The following is a 10,182-nucleotide window of genomic DNA, read 5'->3' on the forward strand; positions in this document are numbered from 1 at the left end:
CCTGACCCCATGCCGAACTCAGAAGTGAAACGCCGTAGCGCCGATGGTAGTGTGGGGTCTCCCCATGCGAGAGTAGGGAACTGCCAGGCATCAAACACAGAAGCCCTGAACGAAAGTTCAGGGCTTTTTTGTATGTTTAAAACTCGCAACCAGGCTCAAGATTCGTCAAAAACGTCGAATGAGTTAATGCGAGATAATATCAAGGTCATAAAAAAACCTCTGCCAGATTGCGCAGAGGCTTAAGTAGCTCATTAAATATCAATGAATAACTTGAGAAAGGAAGGCGCGTGTACGTTCTGATTTCGGATTCGCGAAGAACTCCTGCGGCGGCGCTTCCTCAACAATCTCTCCGCGATCCATAAAGATCACCCGGTCCGCCACAGTACGCGCAAAGCCCATCTCGTGCGTCACGCATAACATCGTCATACCATCTTCTGCCAGACCAATCATTGTATCGAGAACCTCTTTTACCATTTCTGGATCGAGTGCTGAAGTCGGTTCATCGAACAGCATGATTTTCGGTTTCATACACAGTGAACGCGCGATCGCCACACGTTGTTGCTGCCCTCCTGACAACTGTCCTGGAAACTTATGGGCATGTTCCGCGATACGCACGCGTTGCAGATAATGCATCGCTAACTCTTCCGCTTCTTTCTTCGGCATCTTACGCACCCAAATCGGTGCCAACGTGCAGTTTTGCAACACGGTAAGATGCGGGAACAAATTAAAATGTTGGAATACCATGCCGACTTCGGTACGAACACGCTCAATATTGCGCACATCATCGTTAAGATGGATGCCATCTACTACGATACGGCCTTGTTGATGCTCTTCTAAATGATTGATGCAACGAATAGTCGTCGATTTCCCTGACCCCGAAGGCCCACAAAGAACAATGCGTTCGCGGGGTTTCACCAGCAAGTTAATATCTTTAAGAACATGGAACTGACCATACCATTTATTCACGTTTTCGAGCGTAATCATCATGGCGTCAGCCGCATTAGTCATAATTTGTGTCATGTAAAACCTCAGTGCGATTTACGCCCGGTGTGGAAGCGCTTCTCCAGATGCTGGCTATAGCGCGACATGCTAAAACAAAAAATCCAGTAGACCATGGCAGCAAACACATAGCCTTCGGTCGACATGCCCAACCAGGTGGGGTCAACGGTGGCTTGCTGCACGCTACTGAAGAGATCGAAGAGGCCGATGATGATCACCAGGCTGGTATCTTTAAACAGTGCGATGATGGTATTCACTAAACCAGGGATGGTCAGCTTAAGTGCCTGTGGCAGAATAACCAGCATCTGCGTTTTCCAGTAGCCGAGTGCCAGTGATTCCGCCGCTTCAGTCTGCCCTTTTGGCAGTGCTTGCAAGCCGCCACGCACCACTTCTGCAACATAAGCGGACTGGAACAGAATCACGCCGACCAGCGCACGTACCAGCTTGTCGATAGTCGTGCCCTCTGCCATAAACAACGGCAGCATTACCGATGACATAAAGAGCACGGTAATCAGTGGCACACCACGCCAGAACTCAATGAAAATCACTGACAGGGTGCGAACCACGGGCATTTTTGAACGACGAGCCAGCGCCAGCAGAATCCCCAACGGCAGCGCACCAGCGATGCCAATTGAGGCAATAATCAGCGTCAGCGTCAGACCGCCCCACTGGCGGGTTTCCACGCGATCCAGCCCCAGATACCCGCCATACATCAGCAGCCAAACAATGATCGGATAGATCACCGCCCAGCAGGCAATGTAGCGACCACGGCGTGGCATAGACTTAATGAACATGGGAATGATCGACAGTAGACCAATCACCAATGCCAGATTAATGCGCCAGCGCAATTCATGTGGATAAAGCCCATACATGAATTGGCCAAAACGTGCGTGGATAAATACCCAACATGCACCGGCTTTGGTGCAATCCGCGCGCGTTTCACCAATCCAGTTAGCCTGGAAGATCAGCCAATCCAGCGCCGGAGGAATCACACTCCAGATGATCCAGAAACTGAACAGCGTGAGCAGGGTATTGAGCCAGCTGGAGAACAGATTTTTGCGCGCCCAAAGCCAGGCTTTTCCTAGCGGATTGCTGGGTACGGGCGGTGTTTCGTGTGTGGTAACAGACATAATGATCCCGTTCTCTTATCGCTCAACTAGCGCAATTTTGCGGTTGTAGAGGTTCATCAGCAGTGAAATGAGCAGGCTGATGATCAGATAGACCGCCATGGTAATCGCAATAGTTTCAATCGCCTGGCCAGTTTGGTTCAGCACGGTACCGGCAAACAACGACACCATATCGGGATAGCCAATGGCCGCCGCCAGTGATGAGTTCTTCACGATATTGAGATACTGACTGGTTAACGGTGGAATGATCACGCGCATTGCCTGCGGGATGATGACTTGACGCATCGTGACCGGATTTGGCAGACCCAGCGAACGGGCTGCTTCATTCTGACCGTGCGGCACCGACTGAATCCCGGAGCGAATCACTTCCGCAATGAACGATGAGGTATACACAGAAAGCGCCACCGTTAACGCCGCCAGCTCCGGGATCATCACAAAGCCGCCGCGGAAGTTGAATCCGCGCAGTTCTGGTACATCCCAATGCGTTGCGGCACCAAACAATGTGTGTGCAATCAGGGGTAACAGCACAATCAAACCTGCAGCGGCTGGCCACGTGCGGCGTAACTGGCCGGTTTTTAATTGATGCTTACGGTTGAAGCGGAAAAGCGCAACGCTGCCGAGGATGGCCAGTGCCAGCGCAATCAGGAATGGCCAGGTGCCAGGTGCATACTCTGGCCACGGAATATACAAACCGCGGTTACTGACAAACGCCAGATCAAACGCATTGAGTGCCTGACGTGGCCCTGGCAGGTTGCGCAACACCGCAAAGTACCAGAAGAAGATCTGCAGCAGCGGTGGGATATTACGAAACGTCTCGATGTAGATGGTCGAGAGTTTACGCAGCAGCCAGTTTTCAGACAGACGCGCGAGCCCCACGGCGAAGCCCAGGATGGAGGCAAATACAATGCAGAGTGCGGAAACCAGCAGGGTATTGGTCAACCCCACCATAAACACGCGCGCGTAAGTATCGCCTTCGGTGTAATCGATCAGGTGTTGGACGATGCCGAAACCGGCATTGCGCTCAAGAAATCCGAAACCGGAAGTGATGCCGCGGTTGGCCAGGTTGATTACTGTGTTGTGGACCAGATATCCCACCACAGCAAGCACGGCCACAATCGCGATGATCTGGTAAAGCCAGGCGCGAACCGTAGGATTACCAAACGAAAAATCCCTCTTTACGGTTGGGCGTTGTGACATGTTGAAACCTCAGTGAAGAAAACGCTTGGGCACCGCAGGGTGCGGTGCCCGACTGGCAGAACAGACTTAGCGTACTGGTGGAGCGTACTGGATGCCGCCCTGGTTCCAGAGTGCATTCTGGCCACGCGCGATTTTCAGTGCACTGTCTTTACCCACGTTGCGATCGAACACTTCCTGATAGTTACCGACTTGTTTGATGATGTTGTAAGCCCATTTATTATCAAGTTTCAGGTCTTTACCGAAGTCACCTTCTGCACCCAACAGGTGAGCCATATCCGGGGTAGTGGGTTTGGCCGCCATCTGATCAACATTCTTAGAGCTCACGCCCATCTCTTCTGCGTTCAGCATGGCGTAAAGAGACCATTTAACGATGGTGAACCAGTCGTCATCACCACGACGTACCACAGGACCCAGCGGCTCTTTAGAGATCACTTCTGGCAGCACGATGAAATCATCTGGTTTGCCGAGTTTCACACGCAGTGCATACAGCTGAGACTGGTCGGAAGAGAGGGTATCGCAGCGGCCACTGTCGAGTGCTTTCGCTGACTCATCAGAACGGTCGAAGGTCACTGGCGTGTACTGCATTTTGTTGGCTTTGAAGTAGTCAGCCACGTTCAGCTCGGTATCGGTACCGGCCTGAATACATACGGTGGCACCATCCAACTCTTTGGCGCTTTTCAGACCCGCTTTCTTATGGGTCAGGAAGCCGATGCCGTCATAGTAGTTCACACCAGCGAACAAGAAGCCCATGCCACCATCGCGCGAAGAGGTCCAGGTGGTATTACGAGACAAGATATCCACTTCACCAGACTGGAGCGCAGTGAAACGCTCTTTAGCCGTCAGCGGGGTGTATTTCACCTTGCTTGCATCACCAAATACCGCAGCCGCAGCAGCGCGGCAAACATCCACGTCGATTCCGGTAAATTTGCCGCTGGCATCAGCGTAGGAGAAGCCTGGCAGGCCATCGCTGATACCGCACTGTACGAAACCTTTCTTTTTAATGGCATCCAGCGTGGTGCCTGCGTGCGCTTGTTGAGTAACGGCGAACAGCGAGGCTGCAGCGACCAGGGTGGAAAGCATCATCTTTTTCATAAAGCATCCTGTGTGGCGAGATCGTGTGTTGTTATGTTTGCACGCACTTTAATGTGCGCTTTTTTCTGTCTGTGGCGGTTAGCCATCCACGACTCTGCAAAGGTAATGCCAGGTTTGCAGAATCCTGAATTCACTGGAAAGATCTTTTAATAAAAGGACGCATCCAGAAATTTTGGCTACTATCGCGCACCAAAAGGCTGCATGACGAGACGACGCGATCACAAATAGTGCAAATAGTTTCACTATGTGGAAGCAGTGTGAGCCATCACTCAGGATAAAATGTATGCGTTTGCAGGGTTACGGTAGAAACAGTGCAGGATCACTGGGAAAGCGGCATGGCGGGCGTTATGACGCACAAAGCAGGCGCTAAAAAGGGGCAAAAGACGTGCGGTAAGAGAGACGAAATATCACGGATGCAATTGCAACTATCGTTACCATATCCGCGACAATTGTTTCATCCGTGGCTAACGCAGGGAAACTATGGGTGAGGCACAAACAAAAACGCCAACCCGAGGGTTGGCGTTAGCGCAGCAAAGAACAATTAGTTCATGCCGTATTTTTTCAGCTTCTTACGCAGGGTACCACGGTTGATACCCATCATCAGAGCTGCACGGGTCTGGTTGCCACGGGTGTACTGCATCACCATGTCCAACAGAGGCTGCTCAACTTCAGCCAATACCAGCTCATACAGATCACTTACATCCTGACCATTCAGTTGAGCAAAATAGTTCTTCAGTGCCTGTTTTACCGAATCACGAAGTGGCTTTTGCGTCACCTGATCCTGTGAGTTAACGGTAGAAACGGTCAGTACATCAGAATTTACGCGTTGTTCGAACATAGTTCTTTCAGCTCTTTATTTCGTTTACGCAAGATTTTCGAAGTATGCCTCCAACGCCTCCAGCTGTTCGCTGGCATCCTCTATGGCGTTGAATGTGCGCCGAAACTGGTCATCAGGAGCACTTTCCTGCAAATACCAGGAAACGTGTTTACGAGCAATACGGTATCCCTTGCGCTGACCATAAAAGTCGTGCAGTTCCCGTATATGTCCAATCAGCATTTGCTTCACTTCAGCCAGCGGCTTCGGTGCCAGCAGCTCCCCTGTGTCCAGATAATGCTGGATTTCCCGGAAGATCCACGGTCTTCCCTGAGCAGCGCGTCCAACCATCAGAGCATCGGCTCCGGTATAGTCGAGCACCGCTCTGGCTTTGTGCGGGTCAGTAATGTCACCATTCGCGATAATCGGAATGGAAACGCTCTGCTTAACTGTCCGAATGCTGTCGTATTCAGCGTGCCCCTCAAACAAACAGGCGCGCGTGCGGCCATGAATGGTGAGAGCCTGAATGCCACAGCGTTCAGCCAATTGGGCAATCTCTACACAATTACGATTTTCTTTGTCCCAGCCGGTGCGAATCTTCAGCGTAACCGGTACATCAACTGCATTCACTACCGCACGGAGGATGGACTCCACCAGTGACGGATGCTGCAGCAGTGCTGAGCCAGCCATCTTACGATTCACTTTCTTAGCCGGGCAGCCCATGTTGATATCAATGACCTGCGCGCCAGACGCCACATTAATGCGCGCGGCTGCAGCCATCTCATCAGGATCGCAACCGGCAATTTGCACGGCACGGATTCCAGGCTCGTCACTATGCACCATACGCAAACGGGATTTATCACTGGCCCAAACTTCTGGGTTTGATGACAGCATCTCGGAGACAGTCATACCCGCGCCGTTCTCGTAACACAAGGTGCGAAATGGCTTGTCGGTAACGCCAGCCATAGGTGCAGCGATGAGTCGATTACGTAGCTGATGGTGTCCAATGCGCATGAAAAAGAAGTGACCCTAACTGTTCGCAAGGCGGCGTATATTACGCATTTTTTAACGAAGATGAAAGGCCAAACTTTGAACAATTCACCGTTAAACTGCGAGGAATTCGGCCTTAACAGCAATGCTACAACTAATAATCTATATAATTCAGTGCATTAAAAAATTATGCTGAAATTGTGAGCAAAAGTTTTTCTTAAAACATGCCCAAAATCACGACATAAAAACCGCCACATCCGGTAATTAGCCAGAGAAATGACGGCGATGTGATTATTAAATGTACTAATTTGATTGCTTTCAGGTAGCAGATTTTCGGCTGATATGCAGAGGGTGAGTTGCTTTCACTGTCTGATGGCCAAACAGCAAACCGGCCAGCGAAGCCAGCCGGTGATCAAACTCAGCGGCGCACGCCGGTAATACGGCACCACTCCTCTTTTTCAGCCACCGGATCAAGTACGAAGCGCTCAACATAGGCTTCGCACACCCCTTCAGCCTGGCTGGCTAATACGCCCGACAATCCCAGATGTCCGCCCGCCTTTGGCAATACGCTAATCAGCGGCGCCAGCTCACGTAGCGGGCCTGCGAGGATATTGGCGACAACCACATCCGCTTGCAGGTTTTCCGGCTGTTGATGCGGTAGATAGAGCGACAGACGATCAGAAACGCCATTGCGCTCAGCATTGTCACGGCTGGCCTGAATAGCCTGCGGATCAATATCAATCCCGATAGCCTGCGACGCGCCCAGTTTAAGGGCGGCTATTGCGAGAATGCCGGATCCACAGCCAAAATCGATCACAGTTTTGCCTTGCAGATCAAGTCCATCAAGCCAGGTGAGACAGAGCGAAGTGGTCGGGTGGGTGCCGGTACCAAACGCCAGGCCCGGATCCAGCATCACGTTGACGGCATTCGGATCCGGCACGTCCCGCCAGCTCGGGCAGATCCACAAACGTTCACCAAAACGCATCGGGTGGAAGTTATCCATCCATTCACGTTCCCAGTCTTTATCCTCGATCTGCTCGATCTTGTAATGGAAATGCGATCCCAGCAGTGGATGTTGACGCAGTTCGGCCACCACATCGTCCATCTCGGTTTCGGCGTCGAACAGCCCAATCACATCCGTATCGCCCCATAAGCGTGTTTCACCCGGCAGCGGTTCGTAAACCGGGTTGTCATGGGTATCCTGAAACGTCACCGAGACGGCGCCCACGTCCATCAGCGCATCGCTCAGCGGCTCGGCATTTTCGCCGGTACTGTTAATTTTGATTTTAATCCAAGGCATAGCGTTTCTCTTTATTTCACCGCGGCGTGACGCGCTTCAGGCGTGCTGCCAAACAAATTACCCACCACGAAGGCCAGCAGGCTTAAGGTCAATGAGGGAACGATAGGGTGAAAGCCCCATAGTTCAATTTTCAGGCTGGCAAGTAAGGTATAGCAAGCCGCGCCGACAACCATGCCGCTGATAGCACCTGTCGAATTAGCGCGCTCCCAATACAGTCCCAATACCAGCGGCCAGAGGAACACGGCTTCCAGTCCGCCAAAGGCCAGCAGATTGAGCCAGATAATCATATCCGGTGGATTCCACGCCGCCAGTAACAGCAATATGCCCAGCACGAAAGTGATAGTGCCGGATAGCATACGCAGGCGCGATTCATTCTCGCTGTGCTGTGGCGCAATACGCAAATAGAGATCCTTGATCAGCGTAGCGGAGGATTGCAGCAGCTGCGCGTTAATCGTTGACATGATTGCTGCCATCGGTGCAGCGAGAAACACGCCGGCTGCCATTGGCGGCAACACGGTGATCATCAGCGTCGGGATCACGCGATCCGGAACAGTGAGATCCGGCAGAATGGCACGACCTAACGCCCCCGCCAGATGCATGCCGAGCATTAGAATCACCACGACGATGGTGCCCAGAATGATGCCGCGATGCATGGCTTTACTGTCTTTATAAGAGATACAGCGCACCGCAGTATGCGGCAAACCAATCACGCCAAAGCAGACCAGCACGGCGAAAGAACTCAGGAATGTCGGATTAATGACGTTGCCAACACCTTCCGGCGACACGAGTTGGGGATCGATGGTGCGCAGTTTCGTCACGGCCGTTTCGAGTCCACCCGCCTGATGGATAATGGCAAACAGCAGCAGGAAGGTGCCGACCAGCATTACCAGGCCTTGCATTGCATCGTTGAGTACGCTGGCACGGAAGCCGCCAAACGCGGTATACAGCGCGATGGTGCCACCAAAAATTAATAAGCCGGTGTCGTAAGGAATACCCGCAGCGGTTTCCAGCAAGCGTGCACCACCAATAAACTGTACGGTCATTGCGCCAACAAAAGCCACTAATAAGCTAATACTGGAGAGCCAAATCAGCAGTGTGCTGCCGTAGCGGCCATATAGCATGTCATTCAGCGTCACAGCGTTATAGCGGCGCGCGAGAATGGCGAATTTCTTTCCTAATACACCGAGCGAGAGCCACACCGCCGGCACCTGAATCATCGCCAGCAATACCCAGCCAAGACCATATTTATAGGCAGCACCCGGCCCGCCAATAAACGAACTGGCACTGATGTAGGTGGAGGTAATCGTCATGGCCAGCACAAAACCACCCATCGAACGGCTGCCGAGGAAGTATTCGGTGAGGAAATTGCCCTGACGCTGTTTGCGCATCGCAAACACCGATAAACCGGCGATCAAGACCAGATAGGCTAATAGCGGCAGAATGATTTCACTGTCCATCTTGATCCTCAAGCGACATGTCGCGATACAACAGGCGAACCATCACCCAGCAAAGGACGATAAATAGCAGCGGGGCGAAAATGCAGGAGAGCTCAAACCAGTGCGGTAATCCGGTGATGCCGCTCTCATTGCCGCCTAGCCAGGCACTTAGGCCCCAGACGGCGAGGTACGCCAGCGTCAGATAAAATGCCCAGCGCGCCTCTTTGTTCGCTTGTAAAAAACGCCAATCCATCATGCAACCTCAACGGTAACAAAAATGAAAAAGGCCGGATTAACCGGCCTTTGTTTGCTCTGCGCTGCGATTACTTCTCGTGCAGGCCGAGTTTTTTCTCCAGATAGTGGATGTTGGTGCCACCCTGCTGGAAATGTTCGTCGGACATGATTTTCATCTGCAGCTCGACGTTGGTCTTGATGCCGTCGATGATCAGTTCCGCCAGCGCATTTTTCATGCGCGCGATGGCCACTTCACGGGTGTCACCGTAGGTGATCAGCTTGCCGATCATGGAATCGTAGTACGGCGGCACGCTGTAGCCGGCATAGATGTGCGATTCCCAGCGCACGCCAAAACCGCCTGGCGCGTGGAAACGGGTGATCTTGCCCGGGCTCGGCAGGAAGGTATTTGGATCCTCGGCGTTGATACGGCACTCCACCGCATGACCGCGAACAACCACGTCTTCCTGTTTGATCGACAGCGGCTGACCGGCAGCAATACGCAGCTGCTCTTTGATCAGATCCACGCCGGTGATCATCTCGGTCACCGGATGCTCCACCTGAATACGGGTGTTCATCTCGATGAAGTAGAACTCACCGTTTTCGTACAGGAACTCGAAAGTACCCGCACCGCGGTAGCCGATATCGATACAGGCTTTCGCACAGCGCTCGCCGATAAAGCGACGCAGTTCCGGCGTGATGCCCGGCGCTGGTGCTTCTTCGACCACTTTCTGGTGACGACGCTGCATCGAGCAGTCACGTTCCGCCAGATAGATGGCGTTGCCCTGGCCGTCGGCCATCACCTGAATCTCGATGTGACGCGGGTTCTCGAGGAATTTCTCCATGTAGACCATGTCGTTGTTGAAAGCCGCTTTGGCTTCCGCTTTCGTCATGCCGATGGATTGTTCCAGATCTTTTTCACTGCGCACCACGCGCATACCACGACCGCCGCCGCCGCCAGAGGCTTTGATGATGACCGGGTAGCCGATGCGTTTA

General features: G+C 52.5%; 10 protein-coding genes and 1 rRNA gene. 1 reads left to right on the top strand and 10 read right to left on the bottom strand.

Going from position 1 to position 10,182, the window contains the following annotated elements:
* A 5S ribosomal RNA gene (rrf, locus tag CRO33_RS24080) occupies window positions 1-89 on the top strand; the annotation flags it as partial.
* Between the two features lie 169 nt (window positions 90-258).
* Here rrf and CRO33_RS24085 read toward each other — a convergent pair.
* The 10 genes from CRO33_RS24085 to CRO33_RS24130 all read right to left on the bottom strand — a co-directional run.
* Window positions 259-1,020, bottom strand: a complete 762-nt coding sequence (locus CRO33_RS24085) for an amino acid ABC transporter ATP-binding protein (RefSeq protein ID WP_034830190.1) — start codon at window positions 1,018-1,020, stop codon at window positions 259-261.
* An 8-nt stretch (window positions 1,021-1,028) separates the two neighbouring features.
* Window positions 1,029-2,129 (bottom strand): amino acid ABC transporter permease, encoded by a 1,101-nt coding sequence (locus tag CRO33_RS24090; RefSeq protein ID WP_097119815.1) that lies wholly within the window; start codon window positions 2,127-2,129, stop codon window positions 1,029-1,031.
* 15 nt (window positions 2,130-2,144) lie between these two features.
* A complete protein-coding gene (locus CRO33_RS24095) occupies window positions 2,145-3,323 on the bottom strand; it encodes an amino acid ABC transporter permease (protein ID WP_034830186.1) in 1,179 nt (392 codons plus the stop codon).
* A 66-nt stretch (window positions 3,324-3,389) separates the two neighbouring features.
* Window positions 3,390-4,415, bottom strand: coding sequence for an amino acid ABC transporter substrate-binding protein (locus CRO33_RS24100; protein WP_034830184.1), 1,026 nt, complete (start codon window positions 4,413-4,415; stop codon window positions 3,390-3,392).
* Between the two features lie 541 nt (window positions 4,416-4,956).
* Complete coding sequence (gene fis, locus CRO33_RS24105; RefSeq protein ID WP_003855228.1) at window positions 4,957-5,253, bottom strand: DNA-binding transcriptional regulator Fis; 297 nt, start codon at window positions 5,251-5,253, stop codon at window positions 4,957-4,959.
* A 24-nt stretch (window positions 5,254-5,277) separates the two neighbouring features.
* Window positions 5,278-6,243, bottom strand: coding sequence for a tRNA dihydrouridine synthase DusB (gene dusB, locus CRO33_RS24110; RefSeq protein ID WP_038644355.1), 966 nt, complete (start codon window positions 6,241-6,243; stop codon window positions 5,278-5,280).
* Between the two features lie 394 nt (window positions 6,244-6,637).
* Window positions 6,638-7,519, bottom strand: a complete 882-nt coding sequence (gene prmA / locus CRO33_RS24115; protein ID WP_097119816.1) for a 50S ribosomal protein L11 methyltransferase — start codon at window positions 7,517-7,519, stop codon at window positions 6,638-6,640.
* A gap of 11 nt (window positions 7,520-7,530) precedes the next feature.
* Window positions 7,531-8,976, bottom strand: coding sequence for a sodium/pantothenate symporter (panF, locus tag CRO33_RS24120; protein WP_034830170.1), 1,446 nt, complete (start codon window positions 8,974-8,976; stop codon window positions 7,531-7,533).
* Entirely contained in the window at window positions 8,966-9,208 is a 243-nt protein-coding gene (locus CRO33_RS24125) for a YhdT family protein (RefSeq protein ID WP_034830168.1), read from the bottom strand. Before CRO33_RS24125 ends, panF begins: the two co-directional genes overlap by 11 nt.
* Before the next feature lie 70 nt (window positions 9,209-9,278).
* On the bottom strand, window positions 9,279-10,182 hold a 904-nt coding region (locus tag CRO33_RS24130; RefSeq protein WP_097119817.1), incomplete at its 5' end, for an ATP-binding protein.

It is taken from the genome of Pantoea sp. GL120224-02 (assembly GCF_900215395.1).
Taxonomy (GTDB): Bacteria; Pseudomonadota; Gammaproteobacteria; order Enterobacterales; family Enterobacteriaceae; genus Pantoea; species Pantoea communis.

Coding starts and splice junctions, on each gene's coding strand:
- CRO33_RS24090 (WP_097119815.1), bottom strand. CDS start 2,129: ATGTCTGTTACCACACACGAAACACCGCCCGTACCCAGCAATCCGCTA.
- CRO33_RS24125 (WP_034830168.1), bottom strand. CDS start 9,208: ATGGATTGGCGTTTTTTACAAGCGAACAAAGAGGCGCGCTGGGCATTT.
- CRO33_RS24085 (WP_034830190.1), bottom strand. CDS start 1,020: ATGACACAAATTATGACTAATGCGGCTGACGCCATGATGATTACGCTC.
- dusB (WP_038644355.1), bottom strand. CDS start 6,243: ATGCGCATTGGACACCATCAGCTACGTAATCGACTCATCGCTGCACCT.
- panF (WP_034830170.1), bottom strand. CDS start 8,976: ATGGACAGTGAAATCATTCTGCCGCTATTAGCCTATCTGGTCTTGATC.
- fis (WP_003855228.1), bottom strand. CDS start 5,253: ATGTTCGAACAACGCGTAAATTCTGATGTACTGACCGTTTCTACCGTT.
- CRO33_RS24095 (WP_034830186.1), bottom strand. CDS start 3,323: ATGTCACAACGCCCAACCGTAAAGAGGGATTTTTCGTTTGGTAATCCT.
- prmA (WP_097119816.1), bottom strand. CDS start 7,519: ATGCCTTGGATTAAAATCAAAATTAACAGTACCGGCGAAAATGCCGAG.
- CRO33_RS24100 (WP_034830184.1), bottom strand. CDS start 4,415: ATGAAAAAGATGATGCTTTCCACCCTGGTCGCTGCAGCCTCGCTGTTC.